At 63.5% G+C, this 25643-nt stretch carries 25 protein-coding genes and 1 pseudogene; 13 read left to right on the top strand and 13 right to left on the bottom strand.

Translation table 11 applies throughout. The features are described 5' to 3' along the window. Positions 1-396 precede the first annotated feature (396 nt). From fae to AC0L2Z_RS20145, 7 genes are all read right to left on the bottom strand, one after another. Positions 397-903 carry a formaldehyde-activating enzyme gene (fae, locus tag AC0L2Z_RS20175; RefSeq protein ID WP_023797737.1) on the bottom strand — a complete coding sequence of 169 codons (507 nt, stop codon included), beginning with the start codon at positions 901-903 and terminating at the stop codon, positions 397-399. Between the two features lie 168 nt (positions 904-1071). Continuing rightward, on the bottom strand, positions 1072-1956 hold the full coding sequence (locus AC0L2Z_RS20170; protein WP_473629118.1) for a triphosphoribosyl-dephospho-CoA synthase: 885 nt from the start codon (positions 1954-1956) through the stop codon (positions 1072-1074). Beyond that, positions 1953-2921 (bottom strand): ATP-grasp domain-containing protein, encoded by a 969-nt coding sequence (locus AC0L2Z_RS20165; protein ID WP_473629117.1) that lies wholly within the window; start codon positions 2919-2921, stop codon positions 1953-1955. The genes AC0L2Z_RS20170 and AC0L2Z_RS20165 overlap by 4 nt, the downstream gene beginning before the upstream one ends. 86 nt (positions 2922-3007) lie before the next feature. Further along, entirely contained in the window at positions 3008-3964 is a 957-nt protein-coding gene (gene mch, locus AC0L2Z_RS20160) for a methenyltetrahydromethanopterin cyclohydrolase (protein WP_023797740.1), read from the bottom strand. Then, entirely contained in the window at positions 3961-5097 is a 1137-nt protein-coding gene (locus AC0L2Z_RS20155) for an ATP-grasp domain-containing protein (protein ID WP_287180476.1), read from the bottom strand. The genes mch and AC0L2Z_RS20155 overlap by 4 nt, the downstream gene beginning before the upstream one ends. Beyond that, on the bottom strand, positions 5087-5980 hold the full coding sequence (locus tag AC0L2Z_RS20150; RefSeq protein ID WP_473629116.1) for an NAD(P)-dependent methylenetetrahydromethanopterin dehydrogenase: 894 nt from the start codon (positions 5978-5980) through the stop codon (positions 5087-5089). The genes AC0L2Z_RS20155 and AC0L2Z_RS20150 overlap by 11 nt, the downstream gene beginning before the upstream one ends. Positions 5981-6021: 41 nt before the next feature. Next, positions 6022-6990, bottom strand: coding sequence for a beta-ribofuranosylaminobenzene 5'-phosphate synthase family protein (locus tag AC0L2Z_RS20145; RefSeq protein ID WP_287171195.1), 969 nt, complete (start codon positions 6988-6990; stop codon positions 6022-6024). Positions 6991-7149: 159 nt separating this feature from the next. On the opposite strand from AC0L2Z_RS20145, the gene AC0L2Z_RS20140 reads away from it, so the two are divergent. From AC0L2Z_RS20140 to AC0L2Z_RS20120, 5 genes are all read left to right on the top strand, one after another. After that, positions 7150-7530, top strand: a complete 381-nt coding sequence (locus AC0L2Z_RS20140) for a 4a-hydroxytetrahydrobiopterin dehydratase (RefSeq protein WP_023797744.1) — start codon at positions 7150-7152, stop codon at positions 7528-7530. Positions 7531-7648: 118 nt separating this feature from the next. Beyond that, entirely contained in the window at positions 7649-8740 is a 1092-nt protein-coding gene (locus AC0L2Z_RS20135) for a tungsten formylmethanofuran dehydrogenase (RefSeq protein WP_473629115.1), read from the top strand. Beyond that, positions 8734-10365 (top strand): formylmethanofuran dehydrogenase subunit A, encoded by a 1632-nt coding sequence (locus tag AC0L2Z_RS20130; protein ID WP_473629114.1) that lies wholly within the window; start codon positions 8734-8736, stop codon positions 10363-10365. Before AC0L2Z_RS20135 ends, AC0L2Z_RS20130 begins: the two co-directional genes overlap by 7 nt. Next, positions 10353-11261, top strand: a complete 909-nt coding sequence (gene fhcD / locus AC0L2Z_RS20125; protein WP_128173308.1) for a formylmethanofuran--tetrahydromethanopterin N-formyltransferase — start codon at positions 10353-10355, stop codon at positions 11259-11261. Before AC0L2Z_RS20130 ends, fhcD begins: the two co-directional genes overlap by 13 nt. After that, on the top strand, positions 11258-12067 hold the full coding sequence (locus AC0L2Z_RS20120; protein ID WP_473629113.1) for a formylmethanofuran dehydrogenase subunit C: 810 nt from the start codon (positions 11258-11260) through the stop codon (positions 12065-12067). The genes fhcD and AC0L2Z_RS20120 overlap by 4 nt, the downstream gene beginning before the upstream one ends. 61 nt (positions 12068-12128) lie before the next feature. Here the strand turns inward: AC0L2Z_RS20120 and AC0L2Z_RS20115 are convergent, their stop codons facing one another. The 3 genes from AC0L2Z_RS20115 to AC0L2Z_RS20105 are packed head-to-tail and all read right to left on the bottom strand — an operon-like array spanning position 12129 to position 15697. Then, entirely contained in the window at positions 12129-12953 is an 825-nt protein-coding gene (locus AC0L2Z_RS20115; protein ID WP_473629112.1) for an alpha/beta hydrolase, read from the bottom strand. Positions 12954-12964: 11 nt separating this feature from the next. Then, positions 12965-14452: an NAD-dependent succinate-semialdehyde dehydrogenase gene (locus tag AC0L2Z_RS20110; RefSeq protein ID WP_473629111.1), complete on the bottom strand. Its 1488-nt coding sequence runs from the start codon at positions 14450-14452 to the stop codon at positions 12965-12967. Between the two features lie 18 nt (positions 14453-14470). Next, entirely contained in the window at positions 14471-15697 is a 1227-nt protein-coding gene (locus tag AC0L2Z_RS20105) for an iron-containing alcohol dehydrogenase (RefSeq protein WP_473629110.1), read from the bottom strand. A 137-nt stretch (positions 15698-15834) separates the two neighbouring features. On the opposite strand from AC0L2Z_RS20105, the gene AC0L2Z_RS20100 reads away from it, so the two are divergent. Then, positions 15835-16536 (top strand): GntR family transcriptional regulator, encoded by a 702-nt coding sequence (locus tag AC0L2Z_RS20100; RefSeq protein ID WP_287119420.1) that lies wholly within the window; start codon positions 15835-15837, stop codon positions 16534-16536. A 126-nt stretch (positions 16537-16662) separates the two neighbouring features. Next, complete coding sequence (locus tag AC0L2Z_RS20095; RefSeq protein WP_473629109.1) at positions 16663-17256, top strand: DJ-1/PfpI family protein; 594 nt, start codon at positions 16663-16665, stop codon at positions 17254-17256. Between the two features lie 87 nt (positions 17257-17343). Here AC0L2Z_RS20095 and AC0L2Z_RS20090 read toward each other — a convergent pair whose 3' ends face one another. The 3 genes and pseudogenes from AC0L2Z_RS20090 to AC0L2Z_RS20080 form a co-directional block, all read right to left on the bottom strand. Continuing rightward, positions 17344-18867 (bottom strand): xylulokinase, encoded by a 1524-nt coding sequence (locus AC0L2Z_RS20090; protein WP_287342113.1) that lies wholly within the window; start codon positions 18865-18867, stop codon positions 17344-17346. 82 nt (positions 18868-18949) lie between these two features. Further along, positions 18950-19918 carry a shikimate dehydrogenase gene (locus AC0L2Z_RS20085; protein WP_473629108.1) on the bottom strand — a complete coding sequence of 323 codons (969 nt, stop codon included), beginning with the start codon at positions 19916-19918 and terminating at the stop codon, positions 18950-18952. A gap of 73 nt (positions 19919-19991) precedes the next feature. Then, positions 19992-20375, bottom strand: a pseudogene (locus AC0L2Z_RS20080) (glucose-6-phosphate isomerase family protein); the annotation flags it as partial. 191 nt (positions 20376-20566) lie between these two features. Between AC0L2Z_RS20080 and AC0L2Z_RS20075 the strand changes: the two are divergent. The 6 genes from AC0L2Z_RS20075 (at position 20567) to AC0L2Z_RS20050 (ending at position 25639) form a co-directional block, all read left to right on the top strand. Then, positions 20567-20728, top strand: a complete 162-nt coding sequence (locus AC0L2Z_RS20075) for a hypothetical protein (protein WP_473629107.1) — start codon at positions 20567-20569, stop codon at positions 20726-20728. Further along, positions 20721-21221 (top strand): orotidine 5'-phosphate decarboxylase / HUMPS family protein, encoded by a 501-nt coding sequence (locus tag AC0L2Z_RS20070; RefSeq protein ID WP_473629106.1) that lies wholly within the window; start codon positions 20721-20723, stop codon positions 21219-21221. The genes AC0L2Z_RS20075 and AC0L2Z_RS20070 overlap by 8 nt, the downstream gene beginning before the upstream one ends. Further along, complete coding sequence (locus AC0L2Z_RS20065; RefSeq protein WP_473629105.1) at positions 21164-21712, top strand: SIS domain-containing protein; 549 nt, start codon at positions 21164-21166, stop codon at positions 21710-21712. Before AC0L2Z_RS20070 ends, AC0L2Z_RS20065 begins: the two co-directional genes overlap by 58 nt. Positions 21713-21913: 201 nt before the next feature. Next, complete coding sequence (locus AC0L2Z_RS20060) at positions 21914-23386, top strand: ABC transporter substrate-binding protein (RefSeq protein ID WP_473629104.1); 1473 nt, start codon at positions 21914-21916, stop codon at positions 23384-23386. Between the two features lie 73 nt (positions 23387-23459). Beyond that, entirely contained in the window at positions 23460-24596 is a 1137-nt protein-coding gene (locus tag AC0L2Z_RS20055; protein WP_473629103.1) for a carbohydrate ABC transporter permease, read from the top strand. Next, on the top strand, positions 24593-25639 hold the full coding sequence (locus tag AC0L2Z_RS20050) for a carbohydrate ABC transporter permease (RefSeq protein ID WP_023797762.1): 1047 nt from the start codon (positions 24593-24595) through the stop codon (positions 25637-25639). Before AC0L2Z_RS20055 ends, AC0L2Z_RS20050 begins: the two co-directional genes overlap by 4 nt. The last annotated feature ends 4 nt before the right edge of the window (positions 25640-25643 follow it).

Here is a 25643-nt window from a genome sequence, read left to right as displayed (position 1 = left end):
GCCGGCGGGGTGCGCAACGAGGCTGACATTCGCGCGCTTTCGTCACTCGGTATCGCCGCGGCGCTGGTTGCGACCTCGCTGCATGACGGCACGCTCACGCCGGGGCACCTCGCAGCGCTTGTCACCTGACAAACGCTGGGCACCTGACATTCGTGTGGCCTCGAACTTCGGCCGCGGAAACAGGGCCTTGTAGAGCGGCGGGCCGTCAAGTCGATCGTCTCGCCGCTCTATCTCTTTGCTGGAGCATCGGATTCCCAAATACCGGCTCTCAACCCTCGGATCAGGCCCGAGGGCAGTTTTTGGTCCGGTGCTCTAAAGGCCCAGAAGCTTTTTCAGGCGACGCAACAGACCATCCGGCTCCGCGGAGGGTTTTGCCTGTGCGGGGCTGTCTCTTGTCTAAGCCGCGAACGGATGCTTCACCTGGTCCCGCTTATCCGTGGCTTCGGCGGCCGTTGGCGTTCCTGCAACGGCGCGTTGGATGGCTTCCTTCGTCGCTTCGTAATTGTACTTCTGGATCTTGGCGTCGTCGGCGGCGTCCCAATGGATGAAAACGCCGACGCAGATGAACAGGTCGTCCGCCTCATTGGCAGGAATGGTCCCATCGGCGACGCTGTCCTGCACGGCCTTTGCGACTGCATGCTGGGCCGGGCCGAACATCTGCACGGCCTGCTTGGCGCCCTTGATCGTGACCTTGTTGAACATCACGGTGTTGGGCTTGCACTGAAGATTGGGCGCGATCACCGCCAAAAGGGAGGTAAAGCCGTCCTTGTTGTTGGTCAGCGCGTTGCAAAATGCTGTTTCGACTGCGCTCCCCCGTGGGCCGATGAGCAGGTCGACATGCGCCACTTCGTTGCCGTCTCCTACGAGCGATTCACCGACCATTACTTTCGAGATCTTTGCCATGCCAATTTTCCTCCAAGACACAGTTATGGTGTCCAAAGACGCCGCAAACCGAGCGAGCGCTCGATGGACAGCTATCCTTGTTGGCAGCGCCCGGGGATCCGGACCGGTTGGCTGGATAGCCGCGGAAGCCCAGCTTCCGCTCCTGAAAGTCAACCACCAACGTTGCGATTATGCAAGCTGAACGCCGAGAGTGTGGACTAAAAGAGTAGCCACGGTCAGGTCGGCCGAGGTGCCGGGGTTGACGTTGTTCGCTTTCAGCCGGCGGTCGAGCTCTATGAGCAGACGAATGCGTGACGCCCTGTCGTCATTGCCATGCAGCGCCGCCTCAATGGCAAGGGCTTGTTGCCGCGCCTGATTTGCGACTTCAGCGCCATGGTTGCGCACCACATGACTGTCAGGGAAGCCGGCGAGAAGCGCCATATAGGCGAACACCGTTGGCCACATGCCGCCTTCGCCGCGCGCCAAGGCGGCCTGCAGAGCGGCAAGCCCGACGCCGAACACGTCGCCGAAACCGGTAACATACTGGCGGGCGATCATGTCGCGTTCGGCCGCCTCCCGCATGGCTTCGAGCAGATGAACCTTCGGCTCCTGCCGCACATCGTTCGCCGCCTCTCCGAGGCCGCCCGGCGCGGCGGCGACGATCGCCTCGAATACCGCCCTGGTATCGTCGATGCTCATCGCGCGCAGCACCGCGTCGAGATTGTCGTGCAGTCGATTGTCAGGCAGTCGATTGTCGGGCAGTTGGGTGCCCGCCATTTCAGCGGCGCACAGCAGAGGCCCTGCCAGAAGGATGATGCCGAGATTGGTATTGGTCGCGACCGCCAGGCGTGTCGCGCGGACCGCTTCCAGCATGCGCTGTCCGACCGGCAGGCGCGGATCGGTCAGCGGGACTGACGAGACCTCGGCGCTGGTCATGAACTGGGCGGCGGACATGCCGTGCCCGTCGGCGAACAGATGGACGTTGCCCGGTTTCAGCGCCTCGATCTCCATCCGGCAGGCGTCCTTGTAGGCAGCCCGGAGGCGTTCTCGCGAATGCGCCATGCCGTCGGTCACGAATTCGCCGGCGCGGTGAGGCGGTAGGGTCGCGCCGCCGCCGCCTCTGGGTGATCAGCTGGGCGATCAGCCAGGAATTTCAGCAGGGCGTCGGCAATCGCATCGGCGATGTTGACCGCGACCACCGATTGAAGCCCGGACCAGGCGGGCATGCTGTTGACCTCCAGCACCAACAGCTTGCCGTCTGCCGCCGGCACGATATCGACGCCGGCGAAATCCGCTGAGATAGCGGCGGCGGCGGCCCGTGCCAGCGCCGCCAGTTCGGTTTCGCCATGCCCCGAAACCTGCCCCGAGACTTGCTCGGGCACCGCCCCGCGATTGACATTGGTGATCCAGTCGTCGCCACGGCGGCTCATCATCGCCAAAACCTCGCCGGCGCAGACGAAAACGCGAAAATCGCGGAAAGGAGGGCCAGAACGCGACACGTAATGCTGGAGATAGTAGACGCCGTTCACCTCGTCCTCGGCGGGGAGGTCGGACAGTGTTTCGATCAGCCGGATGCCGCGGCCCTGGGCGCCGAAAAGCGGTTTTAGCACCAGTGGCGCGAACGGCAGTTCGCGTCTGGCGACCGCTTCGGCCATGGCAAGACCCTCGACCGCGAATGTCGGCGGCGTCGGCAGGCCGGCATTCTTCAGGAGGAAGGTCGTCATCGACTTGTCGACGCAGCGTTCTATCGCCTGCGCGGAATTCCACACCGGAATGGAAAGCTTGCCGAATGCGTGCAGCACGCCGAGACGCCGGGTGACCGCTTCGAACGATCCGGCGGCGATCGAACGGACAAGCACGGCGTCGGGCAGCGCGCCGTCGAAACCGGGGATCGACAGTCCGCTCGGGCTGCCGGTGTCGAACGCGATCGCCGCCAGCGGCACGGTTGAGACCACGGCGCCGCGCCGCTCCAGCCTTGCCGCCAGGCCCTTGGAGCGGGCGTCCGAGACGTCGCTGACGATCAGGATGCGAGGGATCATGTCACGCCTTGGATACCGGTATACGGAAAGCCGGAACGAATGCCCCGGCAGGCGGATGACAGACCGATCCATTGCAGCGCCATGGTCTAACCGAGGCTCCGTTCGAGCATCTGCAGATCACGCTCGCCGGCGCGGAACGTATCGCCGGTCTCGATCGCCGTGACGATCACTTCGGCCGGGCTGAACAGCAGCGGATCGATGGCATAGAAATCTCCCTTGAACCGCTTGAAGACTTCGGCGAAGGGGTGGCCGTGGTCGCGCGAGGCGCGGCTCGGCAATCGCTCCGCGAGTTCGCTGGCGTCTTTCGCCGAGCCTTTTACGAAGAGCTGGACGCTGCCGCCATAGATGATGGCGTCGTTGGTTCTGCCCATGGCGGTCAGAAAATCCGGATGCGGGGCGGGGATGGGCGCCGTGCCGATGCCGTCGACAACGTTCTCCAGCGGAAATTTGAGATCGTTGGTCTTGTGCAGGGCAACCTCGAGCGCGCGCGCAACGATCTGCACGCCGCCCGCCAGGCTTTGTGTCGGCGCATAGAGGAAGGTGAGCTTTTCGGGTGCCAGTCCGGTTGCCCTGCCGACCTTCTCGACGATCGCCTGGGGCGGCGGTTTTGCCGTCTCCAGGATCAGCACGGCGGACGACGCGGTGTCGCGATAGGAGAGTGTTTCGAACAGCGGTTCGACGCGGGCGAGCGCCCGCGCCGGTCCCGATCCCATGGCAAAATAATCCTGGCTCGACAGGTTCCAGCCCGCATACTGGCTGCCCAGGCAGGCAAGCACCGGCTGCGACGACCGCACTTCGATGGTGAACGGCCATTTTGGTGACGCACGGTCCATGCACACCGAAATGCTGCCGAGGCCGCCCATCGCGGCTTCCGCCATGCGCAGCCCGGCCTCGACGCCGCCGGCGGCCTTGGCGCCGGCGTCGATCAGGCACTCGCCCAATGGCCCGGTGGAAACGCCGATACGTAGGCGTTCGGCGTCGCCGATCATGCCGTCGATGATGCGCTGCGCATTGTCGTTGAGGAATGCCGAACCGTCTTTCATGTCCGGTCTCCTTCCCATTGGTGTTGCAATCGGCTGGCTTGTCCCTTGATCAGCCGCCTGGTCAGATCGGCGCTCGGACCGCGCGCGAAGATGGTGCAGACCGGATCGCCGGCGATCAGTCGGGTGCCGGGCGACTGATGGTCGGCAGTCCATTCAGGCCAGGCAATCGATGGAAAGCGGGCGATCGGCGCCGCCGCATAGGTCACCATCGACGCCATCGAATCGACGAAGCGCGGCAGACGGTATTTCTTGCCCGCCGCGGCGCGCAGATGCGCTTCGATCAATGGCGCGTCGGCATCGTCGAAAATGTCGAGCGTGGCGCCGGGCCGCGGATTGATCTCGATGAGCTTGTAGCCATCCGGTCCGCGAATGAGATCGGCGCTGCACAATCCAACCAGGCCGGCGCGACGCGCCAGACCTGAAAGCCAGCCGCGGATCATCGCCGCCCGTCTGCGATCGAAGCGCCTCAACCGCACGGCGCCGCCATAGCGATAGGGCGCTGCCGGGGCAGGCGACGCCCATTGTTGGCTGAAGCCGACGATGTCAGCGCTTTGGCCGTCGCCGACGAACAGGGCCGAGATGCTGCGACCGGCAACGAAACGCTGAAAATAGCGGCCGCTAGGAGCCTGACACTGTAATATCGGGGTTTCTCCGGCGGCCCGCCTGATATGCGCGCCGCCGGCGCCGCCTGCGGTCTTGACCACCCAGTTCTCCGGATCGGGCGGCGGGTCCCATCGGAAGTCCGGATGCGGGATGCCGAGTTCGGCGCAATCGGCGGCCAGCAATTGCGGGTCCTTGATCCTGCGGATCGCGGCGCCGCTGTTGCCGGCGAGCGGAAAATGGCGCGCGAACTCGTCGACGGTCTCCGTCATCCGCTCGAAGCCCGAGCCCAGGACAATGGCGACCGGCTGGTCGTCTCCGGCCAGTTGCCGAAGCGTCTCGATGATGCGCTCGCCGTCGATGCCGCCTTGCAGGTCGCCCGGCAGCATCGTCGCGCGCTCGGCAAGCGCGACCGTGTCGGTATCGCAAAAGAAATCGGCGACCAGCGGACGATAGCCGGCGCGGCGCGCAGCGGCAGCCAGCGCCCGGCCTGAAATCGCCGCGATCAGGAGAGATCCGGCGTTATTTGGCAATCTCGCGTGCAAGGGAAAATGCTTCCTGGAAATCGAGCGTGATGGTTTTTTCGGATTCGATCATTCTTTTGAAGAGGCCGAATTCGACCTTGTATTTCACGTTGCCGATGGCGAGCGGACCAATGCCGACAGCTTTTGCCGCTTCGAGCGGATCGCCATTGGCATTGACGGCCACGCCTTCGATGCCGGCCGGCGGGACCGCATTGACGTCGGCGGCAATGAGCAGGCCGTCGCCTTTCAACTGGGCTTTTGAGACCACCTGGACGCCGGCCTTGGCGCACGCCAGGATCACCTCGCTCGCCTCGACCAGCTTCGTCTTGCGGGCGTCGCTCGATCCGTCGGCCGCATCGACGGCGATGTTGAACCGGCTTTTGATCTCGGCCGCGATCTGCTTGACCCTTTCGATGCCGTCATGGCCGACCAGCGTCACCCCCGCGCCTTCCCTGGCGGCGATCACGGCGGTGCAGAAGCCGACGACGCCGGTGGCGCCGAAAACAGCGATCCTGGTGTCTTTCAGCCCGCGCTCGAATTTCTTCTCCAGCGCTTTTTCGACCTTGGCCACCATCGCCGCGGCCGTGGTGAACGAGCCGGCCGGATCGGCGAATACCGAGACCTGGAAAGGCGGCACCATCGCTTTTCGCGCTGCCTCGAACATGTCAAGCGCCAGCGAGGCATCCTTGCCGGCGATAAAAATGCCGGTATCGACGCCCACATCGGGCGGGCGCGAAAAGATCGCGTCCTGCACGAGGCCTGTCACCTCTCCCAGGCTTACATCGACATAGGGGACGACGGCGTCGAAGCCTGCATCGAGCGCCATGTTCACGTCGAAAGGGCTCATATGCTTCAACGGCGTCAGCATGTGTAGGATATGTTTGCGGGCCATTTCTCGCCTTTCTTCTTGAACCTGATCGCGTTGCCCAGCCGTCAGCTGCCGACGAGGTCAAGTCTGGTCGAACTGATCTTCGCGCCGGAATTCCTGCCCTTGACGATCCTGATCTCGATGCCGTCTTCAACTGTCTGCCGAACCGCGTTGACGAAGCTGACTGCAGCGTCTTGCGATGGGGCAAAGGCAAACCCTGTCGGCCCCCACGAGCTCTGGCCGATGCCGACAGCGCCTGCTTCGTTGAGAGCGTGGGCCACGTTCTCGACCCGCCTGGAGGTGAACACGCCGCCTTGCGCCGGGGCGAAATGGGTGCCGATCAGCATCTGGATCGCGGTGACGGCGGCGCCGAAGGCTTGCAGGTCGTGCTCGACCAGAGCCGGCATGATGCCCATCAGCACCCGCCGGCAGATCTCGCCGCTGCCGGATGCCGGGAACGGTGGCAGCGAACGAAATGCCGCGATCTCGGCATCGCCATGCAGCCCATGCCCGCCATGGTCGAGGATCAGGATGACGCGCCACTCTTCCGGGAACGGCAGTCGCGCCACGACCGGCGGCGGCCTGCCGCTGTCGTCCTTGCCGGCGTCGACAATGACGCCACCGCTTTCGAAGCTGGCGATGCCGATGCCGGATCGTCCGCCGCGATCGAGCAGGGTCGCATCGCTGCCGATATCGAGAGGCAGTTGGTGGAGCGTGCGCAGCGCCGCGGCGACGGCAAGGGCGATCTGCGTGCCGGAGCCCAGGCCGGCATGGCTCGGGATCGACTGTTCGACCACCAGACGGTGCTGACCGCGAATGCCGAGATGGCTGCAGAGCGTCGACAGATGTTCGCCGGCGCGCCGGCTGTCGGCGCCTTCGACGATGGTCTCGCTGGACCGTGACAGGGTGACGACGGTTTCGGGTTCGCTCAGCGGCAGCCCGACGCTGCCAAAGCGACGCCCGGTATCGCCGTTGAGATCGAGGAAGCCAAGATGCAGGCGGGCGGGCACTTGTATGGTAACAGAATTCGACATCTACCCCCCGATGGGTGCATCATAGACGCATCATGGAAGTTTAGGTGCCCGTCGCCATGATAGCTGTTTTCGTCGAAGGGGCAAGCCGCAGAGAGTGCATTCGTTTTATCTTCTTTTGGCTCGGCGCGAGAACGGACCGGGCAATTCGCGGAGGTCGAGATGAACGAGACGCCGAGGGAAAAAGTCTATTCGGAAGCCGAGATTGCCGACCGGATCGAGAAGGAACTGCCGAAATGGTATTACGAGAACGGCTGGATCCGGCGCAAGTACAAGACCCACAGCTGGAAATCGACACTGATGGTCATCAACACGGTCGGCCATCTCGCCGAGGCGGCATGGCACCACCCCGACATCACGGCTTCCTATGCCTGGGTCGAGGTGCGCCTGATGAACCATGCAGCCAAGGGCATCACTGACAAAGACTTCGAGCTTGCCAAAAAGATCGAGGATGTCGTCCAGTGGCAGCCGGCCCGGGAAGGCGGCGCGCTGGAAGGCACTCCGCCGACCGATCAGCGCTTCGCTTACATCAAATATGATTAAGCGCGGTCGGAATTTGTTGATGGCGTAAGAAAACATTCGCTAATCTGCTGACAGGCGGGGTTCACGGCCAATCCAGTTTCGTCTAGGATTGGGCCGGCACCAGAAAGTAGCGTAGTGAATGGCGGTTGCTTGGATCGGCAACCGGGTAACGCTGGTCGAGCGCGCGGCCGCACATGCCGCCGCGCTGTTGGGGTCAAGCCGGTGCCCGGTTTTCAGCCTGGATACGGATATACACGGCACCAGGGCGGCGATCGCGCTGGCTGAGCGGGTTGGCGCGGCATACGATCATGCCGATGGCGCGGCAGTTTCCCGGGAGGCCGCGCTTTTTACCGACAAAGGCGCGATGACCGTCGCGCCCGGCGAAACGCGCCGGCGCGCCGATGTCGTGGTGATCGTCGGCGAACTCCCGCAGATCCATCATCAATTTGTCGGCGAGCTTGCCGAGACGGTTCCCGACCTCTCGGCCAAGAATCAGCGCGAGATCTTTCTGGTCGGGTCGAAAGAAACGTCTGCGCCGCGGTTGAGCAACGGGCGGACGGCGACGCTGCTGTCCTGCGGCGAGGCAGGCCTCGGCGCGACGCTGGCGGCACTGAGGGCGCAGTGGAGGGGGCGCCAGACATCGCAGCCGGTGTCGAATTTCGACGATTTCGCCAAAGCCCTGGAGGCTGCGCATTTTCCCGTCTTCCTGTTTTCAGGCGACGCAACCGAAGGGCTGGCGCTGGAGATGCTGCAGGGACTGGTCAGCGATCTCAACCGCAAATCACGCGCATCCGGCCTGCATCTGCCGGCGAGCGAAAATGGCTGGGGAAGCGCGCTCGCCTCGACCTGGATGACCGGTTTTCCGATGCGCACCGGCTTTGCGCGCGGCTTCCCGGACTTCGATCCCTGGCGTTACGATGTCGCGCGCATGATCGCCGCCGGCGAAGCCGACCTGCACCTGCGGATCTCGTCCTCGATTGTCCAGCCGCAGAAGAAAAGGAACCGCATGGCGCTGATCGCCCTGGCGAAAACGCATGAGCCGGTCGCGGGTGCTGCGGTCACCATCGCCATCGGCGAAGCCGGCGTCGATCACCAGGCGGTGGCCTATTCCAGCCGCACCGGTTCGCTAAGGTCGGTCGAGGCGCGAGCGGCGTCGGAACTGCCCTCCGCTGCGACCGTTATCCGGCTGGTTGCCAGTCATGTCTCCGCCGAGGCGGCGTTGCCATGCTGACGAAAATCGCCGGCGGCGACATCATCGATCCGGTCAACGGCCGTCTCGGCAAGGGCGACCTGTGGATCAGCGACGACAAGATCGCTGCGGCGCCGGCGGCGGGCGCTGCCGACCGGACCATCAACGCAGCCGGCTGCATCGTGATGGCGGGCGCCATCGACATCCATTCCCACATCGGCGGCGGCAACGTGAATACGGCACGGCTGCTCCTGCCCGAGCAGCATGCGGCGCACCAGGCGCGACCGGCGACGACGCCGCTTTCCAATGCCGGCTGGTCGACCTTCCAGACCGGGTGCCTCTACGCCAAGATGGGTTTCACCACGGTGGTCGAGCCGGCGATGTCGCCGGGAGCCGCGCTTCACACCCATCTCGAACTGGCCGACATCCCGATCATCGACAAGGCGACGCTGGCCATTCTCGGCAACGACGATTTCCTGCTGTCGATGATCCGCGACGACGCCTCCTCAACGATGATCGAGGACTATGTCGCCTGGACGGTCGCCTCGACGCGGGCGCTTGGGGTCAAGGTGATCAATGCCGGCGCGGCGGCCGCCTTCAAGGAAAACGTCCGCACCTTCTCGCTGGACGATGTGGTGCCTTCCTATGGCGTCAGCTCGCGCAAGATCGTCAAGACGCTGCAGGCGGCCGTCGACAGCCTTGGCGTCCCGCATCCGCTGCATGTCCATTGCAACAATCTGGGCAGCCCCGGATCGGCGGACACGGCGGCCGCGACGATCGCAGCGGCGGAAGGATTGCCGCTGCACCTCGCCCATCTCCAGTTCTATGGCTACGGCACGGAAGGCAAGCGCAGGTTTTCCTCGGCCGCCGCGCGCCTTGCCGAACTGGTCAATGCGACGCCGGAAGTCACCATCGATATCGGCCAGGTGATGTTCGGCCAGACGGTCACCATCTCCTCCGACGTCATGCGGCAGTTTTCGGCGCGTGGCAGTGCGCAGCCGAAGAAATCCGTCATTCATGACGGCGACGGCAATGGCGGCGGCATCGTGCCCTACCGCTATGGCAAGGATTTCTATGGCACGATGCAGTGGGCGATCGGGCTCGAGCTTTTTCTCCTGATCGACGATCCGTGGCGTGTCTTCTTCACCACCGATCATCCCAACGGCGCGCCCTTTACCTCCTATCCGGCCCTGTTCGAGCTGCTGATGAGCCGGGAAGCGCGCACCGAAATGATTGCCGGACTTCCAAAATCCGCCATGGCGCTCTCCACCCTGGCCGCAATCGACCGCGAATACACGTTCGAGGAAATCGCCATCATGACGCGTGCTGCCCCGGCCAAGCTGCTCGGGCTGACGGATCGAGGCCATCTCGGCGCCGGCGCTATCGCCGATATCGCTGTCTACCGCAGGGAGGACAATATCGCGAAAATGCTGGGGCAGGCGGCGTATGTCTTCAAGGATGGCGATCTCGTCGTGCAGGACGGAGAGATCACCCATTACCGCTGGGGCAAGGCGCTCAGGCTCAATCCGCCGCCGGACAAGGCGATGCTGCGGCGCCTGGAGGATTATCACCAGCAGCGCTACGGCCTGTCGCTGGACTGGTTCAATTTCCCGGAATCGGCGATCGCGCGCGAACAGCCATTCGGCGAGGTTGCATGCCGAACGTGAGCGTAAATGGCATAGTGATCGACGATACCTTTGCCGAGGCCTTCGGCATGCGCGCGACCGCCATCATCATCACCGCGCCGAACCGGAAATGGGCGCGCCAGGCGGCGATCACCATGACCGGCTTTGCCACCTCGGTGATCGGCTGCGGCTGCGAAGCGGCAATCGATGTCGAACTGGCGCCATCGGCCACACCGGATGGCCGGCCCGGCTGCCGCGTGATGATCTTTGCGATGGGAACAGACGAACTGCAGAAACAACTGCTCAATCGCGTCGGCCAGTGTGTCTTGACCTCGCCGGGTTCCGCCTGCTTCGCCGGACTGCAGGGCAGCGCCGAGCTGAAGCTCGGTTCGGCGCTGCGTTATTTTGGCGACGGCTGGCAGATCTCCAAGAAAATCGGCGGCAGGCATTTTTGGCGCGTTCCCGTCATGGACGGCGAATTCCTGTGCGAAGCGACGACCGGGCTGACGAAGGGCGCCGTCGGCGGCGGCAATTTCTTCGTCATGGCTGAAAGCAGCGCCAGGGCCTTGGCTGCCGCCGAGGCCGCGGTTGCCGCGATCGGCCTGGTGCCGGGCGCGATCGTGCCGTTTCCGGGCGGCATCGCTCGTTCGGGTTCCAAGATCGGCGGTAAATACAAGGGCATGATCGCCTCGGCCAACGAAGCCTATGCGCCGACACTGCGCGGTGTCGTCAGGAGTGAGCTCGGTGCCGACATCAACGCCGTCCTGGAAATCGTCATCGACGGCGAGACCAACGATGCCGTTGCCGCCGCGATGAAGGCCGGCATCAAGGCCGTCATCGAGCTTGGGCCGAAGCGAGGCGCGGTTCGCATAAGCGCCGGCAATTACGGCGGCAAGCTCGGCAAGTTCATCTATTCGCTGAAGGATATGCTGCCGTGAAAGCGCTGACCTTCACCCTTGTCGCCGAGCCGCCCGAGCGCCTTGACCTGTCGGCGCTGACGCCGGAGCGGCTTGCCGGGATCGAAAGGCGCGATATCGAAAAGATCCAGATCGGCACGTCGAAGCATGGATCGAAGGTCGGCGATATCTTTCGTGTCGCCGGCAACGATCCGCTGGACATCGTCTTCGAAGGCGGCAGCGCGCGCCTCGACCGCGTGGCGGAAGCCATGCGGGACGGTTCGGTTCGCGTCGTCGGCAATGCCGGCGCCCAGGCCGGGCGCGCCATGCGCGGCGGCACACTCACCATCGAAGGCAATGCAGGCCCGCATGCCGGCTCCGGCATGCGCGGCGGCAGGCTTGAAATAACGGGCAACGCCGGCGATCACCTTGGTGCGCCGCTCGCCGGGGAACTGGCCGGCATGAATGGCGGCGTGCTGATCGTCAGGGGCAAAGCCGGCGCTTTTGCCGCCGACCGCATGCGGCGCGGCCTGATCGCGGTGCTGAAAGGCTTGGGCGACAATGCCGGCAGCCGCATGATCGCCGGCACGCTGGTGGTGGCCGGCGGCACCGGCGAGATGCCCGGCTATCTGATGCGTCGCGGTTCGATCCTGCTCGATCGCGCGCCGAAAAGCCTGTCGCCGAGCTTCGTCGAATGCGGCGCGCCGGAGAGCGTCTTCGCCGCCGTCATCGATCGCCATCTGATCGCCGAGGGTATTTTGAAACGGCCGCTGCTGGGCAACGCGCCGCAGAAATATGGCGGCGACAACGCGGTGCTTGGCATGGGGGAGGTTCTTTTCCCTCGCTGAGGCGTGCTGCTGACGCCCTTGCGGTAAGCCGCGATGGATGATGGCCGGCATGTCTGCTGGATCAACGATCGTCGTTGGCAATCAGTTTCGTCAGGCAATCCCCCGCCTGGCTCCGGGGCATGCCGAGATCTCTGACACTGTCCATGTGGTTGCGGTTGGCGAGAACAAGCGACGTTACCGGCGAACCCTGCTGCAGCAGGTGCTCCTTGAATCGATCTGCCTGCTGATGGAAAGGCGGCGTCTCGTTGGCTCCGACCAGAACCATCGCCTTGGTTTGAGGATCATGCCGATGGGCAAGCGGTGTAAACCTGGCGACTTCCTCATCGGTGATTGCAATCTCGTTGGCGAGAAAGGAGTTTTGGAGTGGTTTCAAATCGTAGAGCCCGCCGAGCAGAAGGGCTGCCCGCACATTGGAGGGGGTATGCTCGCTGTTGAACAGGAACGTTGAAAGATGTGCCCCGGCCGAATGACCGCTGACGGTCAGGTTTGCCGGGTCTCCGCCATGGTCGGCGATATGGGCCAGAACCCACCGCTTGGCGCGGCGCACCTGGTCGACGATCGTCGCCATCCTGACCTTGGGCATCAGCGCATAGTCGACGATGGCGGCAATCGCACCGGCCTGGGTAATCGTCGCCGCGACGTATGAGTAGTCGCGCTTGGAGAACATCCTCCAATAGCCGCCATGGATAAACATGTGCACCGGCAGGCCGCTTGTTTTGCCCGGGGGAAAGAACAGGTCGATGGTTTCGGTCTGATCCGGCCCATAGGCAATGTCCGCTGTCATCGGGATGGTTGCGCGGACCGCCTCGCTGCGGTGAACGATGTCCTGGACGATTTGATCGAAATCGGCGACATGGTCGCGGATGCGGAACGGATCGTTTTGCACTTTTCCTCCGCTCAGATGCTGATGGCGAGGTATTTCGCCTCCATGAACTCGGCAATGCCGTGATGCTGGCCGCCCTCGCGGCCGAGGCCGCTCTGCTTGACCCCGCCGAACGGTGCTGCCGGATCGGACATCAAGCCGCGGTTGAGAGCGACCATCCCAGCTTCGATCCTGGATGCCACCCGCATTCCACGCGCAAGATCGCGCGTGTAGATGTAGGCGGCAAGACCGTATTCGGTGTCGTTGGCGCGCGCGATGATTTCGGCTTCCGTGTCGAATCTCGAGATCGGCGCCACCGGCCCAAAAATTTCCTCATGCGCCATCTCCGCCTCGGCCGGGACGTCGCAGAGCACGGTCGGCGGATAATAGTATCCCGTTCCCGAGCCTGCCTTGCCTCCGCACAGCACCCGCGCGCCACGGGCGACAGCATCGTTGACCAGACGGTCGATCTTGTCGACGGCCTTCCTGGTGATCATCGGCCCGCACTCCGTGGCCGCGTCCGTGCCAGCGCCGATCTTGAGTGCCGACATCCGCCTGGCGAGGCTTTCGCAAAAGGCATCGTAAACGCCGGACTGGACATAGATGCGGTTTGCAGCCGTGCAGGCCTCGCCGGCGTTGCGCATCTTCGCCACCATCGCCCCATCGACCGCCGCGTCGAGGTCCGCGTCATCGAACACAAGGAATGGCGCGTTGCCGCCAAGTTCCATCGAACACGAAACCACGTGCTTTGCGGCCTCGGCCAGCAGAACGCGCCCGACAGAAGTCGAGCCGGTGAAGGAGAGTTTGCGCACCCGCGGATCGGCCAGCATCGCGGCCGTCACCGGGCCGGGATTGGAGGTTGTCAGAACGTTGACAACCCCCGGTGGGACACCCGCTTCCTCATAAAGCGCGGCAAGCGCGTAGGCGGTGAGCGGGGTCTCGCTGGCCGGCTTCAAAATCACCGTGCACCCGGCAGCCAGGGCGGGCGCGATCTTGCGCGTCGCCATGGCGGCAGGAAAATTCCAGGGTGTGACAAGGACGCAGATGCCGATCGGCTCGTAGTCGACGACGATGCGGTTGGTGCCGGAAGGCGCCATCCCGAATTCGCCGGTGATGCGAACGGCTTCCTCGGCATTCCAGCGAAAGAATTCCGCGGCATAGGCGATCTCGCCACGCGCGTCCCGCAGTGCCTTGCCGTTTTCCAGCGAGATCAGGGTGGCCAGCGTCTCGCAACGCTGCGTCATCAGTTCGAAGCAATTTCTGAGGATTTCGGAACGCTTGCGGGGCGCCGTTGTGCGCCAGCCATCGGCGGCCTTGGCCGCAGCCTCGACGGCAGCTGCGGCATCTTCGATCGTCGCATCGGGAACCGCAGCGATCACCGCTTCCGTGGAGGGGTCGACGACCTGGATTTCCCTGCCGTCGGCGGATTGCCGCCATTGGCCGCCAATATACAAGCCGTGGGAGAATCTATGGAAGCCGGCAGTGTCCTGCTCGTCCTCCAGCAACTGATGAGATATGTTCATGGCCTGCTCCTCGATTGCTCACATGACACAGGCGGCGAGATCGCCATCATAGGCGGCCTGGATAAGGCCGCGCATGGCTGCCGGATCGAAAGGACGCGGATTGTTCTTGATGAGACGGTCGATGCCGAGCGCCTGTTCGGCCGTCCAATCGAGCTTGTCGGCGGGAAGCCCGAGCCTGGCCAGCGTAGGCGTGATCCCGATCGCTGCAAACAGCCGGCCGATCTCGTCGATCGTCGCGTCGGCCATCTCAGCGGTGCTCCGGTCCCTGCCGTCGAGACCAAGGGCAAGGCCGATCTCGGTCATCTCGGCGGCCGCGGCGGCCCGGTTGTACTTCATGACATACGGCAGCATGGTGGCGACACCCAGCCCGTGAGCGGTGTGGGTAAGGGCGCCGACCGGATATTGCACCGCGTGCGCCGCCGCCGTTCCGGCCGTCCCGAACGCGCAGCCGGCTGCAAGCGCGCCCATCATCACATCGGCGCGAGCGTCCTCGTCGGCGGGGGCGCGGCAGGCCTTTTCGAGACTGCGGCCAAGCAGCTTGATCGCGAGCAGCGCAAAATGATCGGTCAGCGCGCTCTTGCCGATGAAGACATGCTGTTGCGGCAGGCCGGGGTCAGTGCCGCGCCTGGCGGCGGTAAAAGCCTCGACCGCATGGGTCAGCGCGTCTGCGCCGGCGATCGCCGTCAGTCCCGGGGGACATGTCATCGTCAGTTCCGGGTCGCAGATGGCGGCTGCCGCGATCAGATGCGGGCTGGAGATGCCTACCTTCATGGTGCGATCCGGATCAGAAATCACCGCGACAGGGGTCACTTCCGAGCCGGTGCCGGCTGTCGTTGGCACCGCGATCAGCGGCAGCGTCGGACCGGGCACCTTGAACTCGCCGTAGTAGTCCTGGAGCAGGCCGCCGTGGCTGATGAGCAACGCGGCGCATTTGGCCATATCGAGACAACTGCCGCCGCCGATGCCGATCACCATGTCGGGCGCAAACTCCCGCGCCTCCTCGACGCAGACGGCAACCGTGTCGCGCGGCACATCGGGCTGCACACGATCGTGCACCAGAACATCGACCGATGCGCCCTCGAGCGCCGCCATGATCTCGGCGAAGGCGACAGTTGCGGCAAAGCGCTCGTCCGTACAGACGAGAGCGCGATGGCCGAGCCTGGCCGCAACGGTTGCAATGACATGGCGCTGACCCTTCCCGAAGAGGATTTCACGCGGCAGCCTTATGGCAGCGAAAAGGCTCATGGTCTTGCGTCCCTGGATGATGGTGGAAAGGCGAAAGCTCGCCGAGCTCCCAAGGTATCCTCTATCAAATCGTATAGGATATAGGATTGTATTGAGCGAAGCATCGTGTTAGCCAGTGATCCTGTCAAGAGGCAAAGATGCAGGTCACGAACGCAAGCAATTCCCGAGAAGTCGACCCCGCCAGCGGGCGCATCCAGCGATCCACCAGCCTGGTGGAGGACGTCTATGAAGCGATCTTCGCGCAACTCATGTCGCTGAAAATCGCGCCTGGCTCGCGGATCACCGTCGACAGTCTGGTCAAGGAACTCGACGTATCCCACACGCCGATCCGTGAAGCGCTTGGCCGCCTCGAAGGCGAGGGCCTTGTGCTGAAAACACACTTGATCGGCTACCGCGCCGCGCCGCAGATAACCAGGCGCCGATTTGACGAACTCTATGAGCTTCGCCTGCTGCTCGAGCCGCATGCGGCGGCCAAAGCAGCCGCATTGATGGATGAGACGAAACTTGCGGTGCTGGAGGAGTCCGCAGGCGGCATGGCGCGCCGCGAAGGCAAGGATGAACGCCTGCGTTACTCCAACTTCGCGCGGCAGGACGCCATTTTCCACGACCGTATCATGGAATTTGCCAACAATGGCCTCGTGCGCGAGACGCTCGCGTTCCAGCATACCCACTTCCACATCTTCCGCCTGATGTTCCATTCGCGCGTCACCGAGGAAGCGCTCGACGAGCATCAGGCCATCCTGGCCGCCTTCGCTGCCTCCGATCCCGCGGCGGCGGAACAGGCGATGCGCCGTCATATCGAGCATTCCCGTGATCGTTTGTTGCCGGCGTTCGATTGAGGCTGGCACGATGTTCGTCACCGTCGGGAGCGGCGCCGTCAAGTTGAATTCACCGTTGATCAACGCGAGCAAACGCCCGGGAGATCCCGGATAAAACCCTTCCACCCAAAAAACGAGGAGCCGACCATGCCTGGCAAGAAAATACTGATGTTGACCGGTGAGTTTACCGAAGAATACGAGATCTTCGTCTATCAGCAGGCGATGGAGGCGGTCGGCCACATCGTCCATGTCGTCTGTCCTGACAAGAACGCTGGCGACCTGATCAAGACGTCGCTTCACGATTTCGAGGGTGACCAGACCTACACCGAAAAACCCGGCCACTACGCGTTGCTGAACAAGACCTTTTCGGAGGCGGAAAGACAGCTCGACCAGTATCATGCCGTCTATTGCGCCGGCGGCCGTGGCCCCGAGTACATCCGCACCGACAAGCGTGTGCAGGCGATGGTTCGCCATTTCCACGAGACCGGGAAGCCGATCTTTACCATCTGTCATGGCGTCCAGATCCTGATCGCGGTCGACGGCGTCGTGCGTGGCAAGAAGGTCGGTGCGCTGGCTGCCTGCGAGCCGGAAGTGACGCTGGCCGGCGGAACCTATATCGACCTGTCGCCGACCGAGGCCTATGTCGACGGGACGATGGTCTCGGCAAAGGGCTGGACCGCACTTGCCGCGTTCATCCGCGAGTGCCTGAAGGTGCTGGGGACGGAAATCCGCCACAGCTGAAGTCGATCGTCCGATGCATCCCAAACGGGATGCATCGTGATTGCCAGATCTGTCGCTGCAGTCAGGGCTCGGCAGGCCTGAGATGCGTCACGGCTGCGTCGGCCGCGTGGCGGCCGCCAGTGCGTCGATGTCGTCGTAGAGCGCCTGGCTGTGATGGTAGAGCTGCTCGAAAACCGGTTGGGTGCGGCTGTAGATCTCGACCCATCCGGGGTCCGGCAGGATTTCGGCGCCGTAGCTCACGAAGCGCTCGGCCGCCTGGTCGACGCGCGAGAAGCGGCCTGTCGCCGTCGCGGCCATCGCGGCACAGCCGACAATGCCGCATTCGGGCTCCCGCGGGACCAGGATCGGAATGTTGAAGGCACTGGCCTTGATCTTCAGCCAGAGTTCGGTGCGCGCCCCGCCACCCGCAGCGATAACGCGCTCCAGCGGCCTGTTCGACGCGTGTTCCATGATGCGGATGTGGCGGGTCATGGCAAAGGCGATGCCTTCCAGGATCGAGCGGTGCAAATGCTCCATGCCATGCCCGGCGCCCAATCCGAAGAACTGTGCGCGGGCGTTGCGATGGCGACCCAGGCGTTCGCCGGTGAGAAAGGGCATGAAGAGCAGCGCGTCGCAACCGGCCGGCGCCTCGGCGGCGCGGGCGACGATCTCGTCGTAGGACAGCGCGTTGCCGTGGAAGGCGCGGCGTGCCCAGCGCATGCCGTCGCCGCCGGTCTCCAGTAGCACGAATTGCGCCCAGTTGCCTTCGACCGTCGCAACGTTCGAGATTTCCGGGTCAAGCAGCGGCTTCTCCGCGATAACAGTGATGATGGCGCCCGTGCCGGTGCTGTCGGAACCCATTCCCGGGCGACAGGCGCCTGAGCCGAGCAGTGCCACCGGATAGTCGGCGCCACCGACCAGCACCGGGGTTCCAGAGCGCAGGCCGGTGTCGAGCGCCGCCTGTTCGGTGACATGGCCGACGACATCCAGCGGATTGCGGATCGGCGGCAGCTTGGCGGCGTCGAGACCCATGCGCTCAATCATCACCGGCGACCAGTCGAGCCGCTCTGGGTTCATCAGGAAGCTGCAGGACGCGTCGCCTGTATCCATGGCGATCTCGCCGGTCAGCCGGTAGTTGATGTAATCCTTCGGCATGATGGCGACTGCGCTGCGGGCGTATGCGGCGGGATCGTTGTCTCGGACCCATTGCAGTTTGAAGCCCGGCCATGCCGGGGTCGGCGTGTTGCCGCTTTCGGGCAGGTAGCTGTCCGGCTGGTTCGCTTGCTCGAAGCGACGGACGAGATGGACGGTGCGCTTGTCGTTCCAGAGCGGTGCCGTGTCGCGCGTCAGCGCTCCGTGCGCGTCGAGCAGGACCAGCCCGTGCATCTGCCCGCAGACGCAGATGGCGGAGATGTTTTCGCGGGCGCCTTCGACGCGGTCCAGCACCGTCTTGACGCTCGCTCGCGCACCCTCCCACCAGTCGAGTGGCCGCTGTTCGGCCCAGCCGAATTCCGGCACGATCTGGTCGTGCTCGCGCGACGCAAGCTCGAGGATCTTGCCGGCGACATCGATCAGTGCGGCGCGGACGCTGCCGGTGCCGACGTCGATGGCGAGGAAAAGCTCGCCGCTCATTTCGGAAGAGTCCTGAGATGGGCAAACATGTGATCCTCTGTCTATCGGTCAGAGCGAGCGCGGCGTGACGAGACCCACGGCATCAGCCTTTCGCCGCTTCGATGGCGATGCGCGACATCTCGTCGAAATCCGGTCCCGACACCGGGATCGCGATGTCGAAGACCTCTGCGATCACCTGCGTCCAGCCATGCAGGAAATATGTCCAACCATCCTCGATCTGCAACTGCTGTCGGGCCTGCTGCCGCCTTGCCTGGTCGAGGAAGATCAGGTCGCCGCGATAGTTGAGATCCCAGGCAATGCCGCGCTTGGGGAACACGCCGTCACCGGTAATCGGCGAGCCGGGCGCGTCCTTGCCAAGTCCGGTCGCGTTGATCGCCAGCGAGCCTGGTTTCAGCGCCGCCAACGTCTCGTCATTGATCTCGGGTCGGTCTGCCAGGACATATTCGATCTCGACCGTCGACATCATGTCTTTGTGGATGCGCTCGATTTCATCGAGACGCGGCTGCCAACGGTCGCTGACAATGATGCGCGAAGGCAAGTCGGCGCCACGCTCCTTGCGCATCAGGTGCCAGGTGATCGCTATCGTCGATCCGCCGGCGCCCATCGACAGGACCTCCGCGCTGGTGTCCGCAAAATATCCCGCCGGAATGAAACCGTCTATCGCAAGGCCCGAAGAGATCGGATCCTTGGCATGGCAGACGAGTTTTCCGCCCCGCTTCGACAGGCAACTGGTCTCGTGCATCAGGCAGGCGTGCGGATCGATCACATCGAACAGGTCGCGCGCTGCGTTGAAAAGATCGATCTTGTGCGTGGTGACCAGCGCGCCAAGCGACTGCGGGTCGGATTTTATGAAGGAGACGACCTCACGGTAGGCCTCCGGATCGGCATGGAGTGGAAAGTCGATGCCCCTGAGAACCGCATCCTTGAGAACCGCTTCCTTCAGCCGGAGGTGGCGCGCCCATGCCGGGAAAACCCGCATGATCGAGCTGCTCCTCGTCGTGACGCCGATAAAATAGAATGTCGGCTGGGTGGCCGGCCGATAGCGGCTCATTTGCCATTCTCCCGGATTTTCTCCGCGCGCAGTGCAGCAATGCTAAATGAAGCAGCGATCTCGTAGCGAGCCTTCATGCCGGCGCCGTGCCGGATTGTTGCCCATAGAGGGCAGAGATCAGCTTTGCGTCACGCGGTCGCCAATCCGGGTTGTCGACTTGCCTCCAGCCTCCATCGCCGGCGACCACGCGCGAGCGCATGCCTCCCGATCTCGCGATGATCTCGTAGTCCTGCCCTGAATCGGCGGGGTAGCAGAACAGCATCACCAGATCGCCTTCCCCGACATTGATCGAGCGGTGGATCCAGAACGGCGGAACATAACAGACGGTCTGGGCGTCGATCGGCAGGATGCGAACCTCGCCCTCCGGCGACTCCATCAGCATGAGACCGTGCCCTTTCTGGCCATAGTAGATCTCGGGCCGGTCGGCCTGCCTGTGGATGTGACCGCGCGTCATGAAGCGTCGGCGCTGATCTGGCCCGCACCTCCTGCTATCGACAAGACCACTTGCTTTGCAGGGCACGATTTGCTCTCCCTGTGCAGACCAGCCTGGAGGTTGCTGGATTATGGCAGATTTCGACCACGAAGCACACGACAGTGGGTTGGGCGGCATGCCGCATCCGCTGTCTTAAGCAATCCGGGAGAGCCGCCTTGCTCCTCCAAGTCGCCTTCGACAAGCCTGAACACCTGGCTCTGCTCGCGCAGATGAAGGAATTTGCCGACATTATCGAGATCGGCACGCCATTGCTGAAACGCCTCGGCCTCTCGGCCATCACCACAGCGCGCGAGCTCTGCCCTGAAGGTGTTGGCTGATACGAAAACCGTCGACGCCGGCCGGTTCGAGGCTGATATGGTATTCGGCGCCGGCGCCGCATTCATGACGGTGCTGTCGTGTGCTTCGCCCGCCACGCATGAGGCGGTCGGAAAACGTGCCGCAGCCTTCGGCGCGACGGTCGTCGTCGACACCATCACCGAGGCGGGCAAGGCAGAATTGATTCCCTTGAATGCTGTCTTCCCCGAAAGCTTCGGCTATATCGCTGTCCACTCGCCAACCGATGCGCGGCTGGCCGGCAACATTTCCACGTCACATATCGACGCCGTCAGAAAGATGCATGATCGTGGCTTTCTGGTTTCGCTCGCCGGCGGGATCGGCCCCGACACGCTGGAAGCGGTGATCGCAGTCGAGCCCGAAATCCTCGTGGTTGGCAGCGCCATCACGGAATCCGCAAACCCGAAAGAGGTAGCCCGATGGATTCGCGACAGATTGCCCAATCCAGGCCGTGGCTGGCCGTGGGACAGGAGATAGCCGAAGTTCTCGGCCGGATCGACGCCGACGCCTTTGCAAGGCTGGTGCAGGCGTTCGATGACCCTGATCAGCGATGGTTCTTTTCCGGGCAGGGACGCTCCGGCCTTGTCGCGCAGATGGGTGCGATGCGCTTCATGCATCTTGGCCGAACGGTGCATTTCGTCGGTGAAGTATCGGCGCCATCGATCCGTAGGGGCGATGCGCTGCTGATCATCTCCGGCTCCGGGGAAACGCCGGTCAGTACAGGCTTTGCCCGCATCGCCAAGGCGGAGGGCGCCAAGGTCGTTACGCTGACGCATCAGCCGGCCGGGACCCTGGCCGGCATTGCCGATGTCACGCTGCATGTCCCTGTCGAGAAATCGAAACAGTTTGGCGGCAGCCTGTTCGAGCCATCCTGCCTCATCCTGCTCGACAGCATTGTGCTCTTCATGGCCCAGCAGATACCCGACGCGCACAGACTGATGTTGCACCGCCACACCAACTTGCAGTGAGCATCGGTGACGCGGTGCATTGGCCGGGAAGCCTGGCTGGGCGCCTCATCTTCCGTGGCGGCAAGGCACTGGACTCGCTGCGCGATGCCGATATTGTGCTTGGCAAGCGTTGGTGCCGTGCTCTGGCGACGGCAACCGACGGGGAGATACCGGCGGCTTGGTTCGCAGGAACATGTCCCGGTCAACACGGGAGGAAGTCTGATGAGAATTGGGGTCTTTCTGGCCGGCTTTTCGGCTTTTGCCGCGCTGGATGGCGCGCCTGCCTTTGCCCAGGACAAGCCGTTTGCGGGGGTTACCGTGAACGTCATTACGCAGACCGGTGCGATTCAGGAGCCGCTACAGCGGCGCGCGCCCGAGTTCGAAGCGCTCACCGGCGCCAAGATCAATGTCATCGCGGTGCCCTTCTCGGATCTCTATCAGAAGATTCTCACCGACTGGGCGAGCGGCACCAACTCGGTCGACGCCGGCGTGTTCGCCCCGCAATGGATGGTCGACTACATTGCCGGCGGCTACCTCGAGGACCTGACGCCGCGGGTCGAGGCCGACAAGGACATCCAGCAGGACGATGTGGGCGCGTTCTTCCGGGACTTCTCCGAGAAGTACAACGGCAAGACCTACATGATCACGCTCGATGGCGACTTCCACATGATGTACTACCGCAAGGATGTGCTCGAAGCGGCCGGCCTGGCGGTGCCGAAAACCTGGGACGAGTATCTCGAGGTCGCCAAGGCCACGCATGGCAAGGACATGAGCGGCGATGGCGTGCCGGATTTCGGCTCGTGCATCGCCAAGAAGCGCAACGCGCAGAGCTACTGGTTCGTCACCGATGTGGTCGGCTCGATGACCCAGTCCAAGGGAACCAGCCAGGGCACCTTCTTCAACACCAAGGACATGACGCCGCTTGTCAACAACGACGCCTTCCGCAAGGCGCTCGACTTCCTGTCTGAATCGACCAAGTACGGCCCGCCGGACGAGTTGAACCTCGACGTCAGCGATACAAGGCCGCTCTTCGCTTCCGGCCGCTGCGCGCTGAACCTCGACTGGGGTGATGTAGGCACGATCTCGATCGATCCGAAGCAGTCCAAGGTGATGGGCAAATGGGGCGCTGCGATCATGCCCGGATCCAAGGAGGTCCTGAACTGGGACACCGGCAAGCTAGAGGCCTGCACGGCAGAAAACTGCCCGCACGCGATCGACGGCGTGAACCATGCACCATTCGCCGCCTTTGGCGGCTGGGGCGGCGGCATCAACGCTGCGGCCGATCCGAAGGTGAAGGACGCCGCCTACGCCTACTTCTCGTTCATGACGCAGCCAGCGCAGTCGAATGCCGACGTTACCGTCGGCGGCACCGGGTTCAACCCGTACCGCACCTCGCAGCTCGGCTACAGCGACCTTTGGAAGAAGGCCGGGATGAGCGAGGAGGAGGCCAAAGTCTACCTGGGCGCGATCAACGACAGCATGAGCAGCCCGAACATGATCCTCGACCTGCGCATCCCACAAAATCAGAAGTACCAGCAGGTCGTGCTCGACGAGGCGGTCTCGCGCTTCCTCGCCGGCGAAATCGACAAGGAAGCGACCGTCGCGGCGGTCGAGGAAGGCTGGAATGAGCTGAACGAAGAGGTTGGCAAAGACGAGCAGCTCAAACTTTACAAGGCGACCATCGGCGCCAAATAGGCAGCCAAGCAAACAACCCGGCGTGGCATCGTCCGCGCCGGGTCTGATGCCTGCCCCACTTTCTCAGGGTATGATGACCACAACCGACACGATGCCAGACGCTGCCAACCGCCGCAGCTGGGCCGAATGGCTGGACGGTCACTCAGGCCGGATCATGGTGCTGCCAGCCGTCGTCGTGCTTCTCTGCTTCGCAATTTTTCCGCTCATCATCTCGGCCTATCTCGCGCTTTCGCGCTTTGCGCTCGCGTCGGGCGGATTCACGTTGAAATTCATCGGACTTTTGAACTTCCGCAAGCTGCTGGTCGGCTCGCAGCAGTATCACCTGCTCGGTAAGTTTGGCACGTTCGGCTTTGTCCAATTCGCTTTGCTGGCCTTGATCGCGGCAGGGCTGTTTTTCCTCCTCGCCCGCTACTTGTTGCGTGGCAGGCCGACCGTCGTCGGCACGGTTGGTCGGCTTCTGGCGACCTCGATGGCGATGGGCCTGGCGGTTCTTGCGCTGGCCACCATGGCGCCGGGCGGCGTGCCGGGGACTGTCGTCAACACGCTTCTCTACGTGTTCGTCGGCGTGTCCGTGCAGTTCGCACTGGGGCTGGGCCTCGCGCTGCTGTGCGGCCAGCCGATCCGCGGCCGGAATTTCTTTCGCGTCCTCTTCTTCATCCCGCTGATGGTAACCCCGGTCGGTATCGCCTACACGTTCCGCATGCTCGCCGACATGCAGAAGGGGCCTTTCGCCCCATTCGTGCGCGCTTTCGGCATCAGCGAGTGGTCGTGGGCGACAGAGGCCTGGTCGGCGCGGCTGATGGTGTTGGTCGGCGACACCTGGCAGTGGACGCCGTTCATGTTTATCGTGCTGCTGGCGGCCATCGAGAACCAGCCGCGCGATCAGGTCGAGGCGGCGCGGCTCGACGGCGCCAACGGCTTCCAGATTTTTCGCGACATTACCTGGCCAGCGATCGCGCCGATTGCCGCCACCGTCGTGCTGATCCGGCTCATCGAGGCCTTCAAGATCATCGACCTGCCGAACGTGCTCACCGGCGGCGGTCCCGGCCTGGCGACGGAATCGATGACGCTCCATTCCTTCATTTCCTGGCGCACCCAGGATCTCGGCGGCTCGGCCGCTCTCGGCTACATGCTGCTCTTCATCTCGACCATCGTATGCGTCTCGTTCTTCAACTTCGTGGTCCGGCCGGCGCGCCGGTTCGAAGCATGAGCACCGAGCCGCGCTCGCTGGCGCGCCGGCTGTTCGAGCCGGCCTCGATCGACAGCCAGGCGCCGGTCGCCAGGGTGCTGACCTATGTGCTGTTGTCCCTGTGGACGCTGGTTGTGGTGATTCCTCTCTACTGGGTGTTCATCACGTCCTTCAAGGGGCCTGGGGAGGTCGACAACGGGCCGTTCTATCTCCCGTTCGTCGACTTTGCCCCTTCGCTTCAGGCATGGGACTTCATGCTCGTGCAGAATTACACGCTGCGCCCTTACATGAATTCGGTCGTTGTCGCGGTCGCCAGCACACTGCTCGCAGTCCTGATCGGCTCGCTGGCGGCCTACGCGCTCGTGCGTATCCGCTTCCAGGTGAAGCTCGCCGCTGTTGCAATCTTCTTGATCCTGCTCACCGCAATCATCGTGGCGGTGGCCACTTTCGGCGTACGCTGGGAGATCGCCATTGTCGTGGCGGCCGCTCTCTTCGTCATTGCGCTGTTCACGCTCGTTGGACGCACGAAGCTTGCGGTCGGCAACAGCGACATTGAGTTCTGGATCATCTCGAACCGTATCATGCCGCCGATCGTCGCCGTATTGCCGATCTACGTGATGTTCCAGCAGATGCGCCTGCTTGACACGCAGGTGGCGCTGATCGCCACCTACACCGCCATCAACCTGCCGATCGTGGTGTGGCTGACGCGCGATTTCTTCGCCGGCATCCCGCTCGACCTCGAGGAGAGCGCACAAATAGATGGCGCCTCCAAGTTCCGCGTTTTCTTCACCATCGCGCTGCCGCTGGTGCGGTCCGGCCTGGTCGCGACCTTCCTGCTGGTGCTGATCCTTGCCTGGAACGAGTATCTGCTGGCCCTCTTCCTCTCCAATGCCGATGCGCAGACCATGCCGGTGCTGGTATCGGCACAGAACACGACCCGTGGGCCGCAATGGTGGAACATGTCGGTGTTGATCACCGTGATGATCGCCCCCGTGATCATCATCTCCAGCATCCTGCAGAAGCACATCGCGCGCGGACTGCTGGTCGGCGCAGTGAAGGGCTAGTCAA

The organism is Mesorhizobium sp. WSM4850 (genome assembly GCF_055811735.1).
Note: the sequence above shows the minus strand (reverse complement) of the source record. Positions and strands in the feature narration are given on the sequence as shown.